Source organism: Caulobacter sp. D5 (assembly GCF_003185805.1).
Lineage (GTDB): Bacteria > Pseudomonadota > Alphaproteobacteria > Caulobacterales > Caulobacteraceae > Caulobacter.
Genome location: NZ_QHJY01000523.1, coordinates 1 through 1,179, shown reverse-complemented (window position 1 = coordinate 1,179; position 1,179 = coordinate 1). Strand labels below are relative to the sequence as shown.

1 protein-coding gene and 1 pseudogene are annotated in these 1,179 nt (G+C 68.5%); both read left to right on the top strand.

From position 1 onward, the window contains the following. Positions 1-357: 357 nt before the first annotated feature. Positions 358-921 carry an RNA polymerase sigma factor gene (locus DMC18_RS24780; protein WP_110122128.1) on the top strand — a complete coding sequence of 188 codons (564 nt, stop codon included), beginning with the start codon at positions 358-360 and terminating at the stop codon, positions 919-921. Between the two features lie 55 nt (positions 922-976). Further along, positions 977-1,179, top strand: a pseudogene (locus DMC18_RS24775) (hypothetical protein); the annotation flags it as partial.

Below are 1,179 nucleotides of genomic sequence, written 5' to 3'. Positions count from 1 at the left end.
GCCGCGGCGCGGCCGCGACGGCGGCCGCCGGCGTCGCCATGGCGGCGAGCGCGAGCCACCCCGCGAGGGCGGATCGACAGTGGCGTGTGTGCAAGACCCCCGGGGCTCCAGTACTCGGCAGCGCCCCTTCCTTCACCGCTGCGTTTCCCAAGGCCAGTCCCCTCGTCGCCGTTGACCGGCGATCCCGTCCCCTCGCCCCCACCTGGGCCCCCGCCTGGCGGACATTCCAGAGACTCTGCCTGTTAATCTGGCAGGCCGGGCGCCCCGACGGCAAGTGCGAGAACGTGGGTTGACCCGCTCGTCACGCTGCTGACGAATGATCGCAACAAAAAAGACTCGTTGTGTCGGGGACGACGTATGGCGCTGGCGAATCTGGCCGCTGGAGCGCGAGGGAACGAGGGCCTGGCCCAAGCTTCCCTGCCCTACCAGCAGGCCCTGAGAGCTTTCTTCCGCCGAAGGGTGGAAGGCGGCGAGGTCGACGACCTCGTCCAGGAGGTTCTTCTCCGACTGCATAACCGCCGTGACGGCGGCGAAGTGTCGAACCTCGGCAGCTTCATCTTCCAGACCGCCACCAACGTCCTGCTCGACCGCCGCCGCCGCGACACCGTGCGCAAGCGCCAGGCCCACTGCGAGCTGGAGGAAATCCACCACCCGCTCGACGAGCTGTCGCCCGACCGGATCCTTCAGGCCAAGCAGGCGGCCGCCGTCGCCGCCGCGGCCCTTGGTGATCTTCCTTTAAGGACACGCGCTGCATTCATGCTCGTGCGTTTTGAAGGCATGAGTTACAAGGCGGCGGCCGCTCAACTGGGACTCTCAGTCAGCGCGGTCGAAAAACACGTCGCCAAGGCTCTCAAGCACCTGACGAGCCGTCTGCAGGAACACGATGCGCCACACCGCCCCAAACCTGGCTTCTTCCGGTGAACCGGACGCCGCGGAATGGGTCGCGCGCCTGCACAACCGGCCGAACGACCTCTCCTTGCGGCGTGACTTCGATTCCTGGCTGAAGGCCGATCCCACCCACAAGGACGCCTTCGATTCCGCCGCCGACGCCTGGTCGCGCATCGGCGCGCTGTCGGACGAACCCGAGATTCTGGCCGCCCGCGCCTCGCTGAAGGCCGAGCTGGCGGCCGACGCCCGCGCTCGCCGCGCCCGGCCGCAGATGCGCTGGGCCGCGGCGAT

Bases quoted from the DNA above. Each gene is read 5' to 3' on its own strand.
- DMC18_RS24780 (WP_110122128.1), top strand. From the start codon at position 358: ATGGCGCTGGCGAATCTGGCCGCTGGAGCGCGAGGGAACGAGGGCCTG.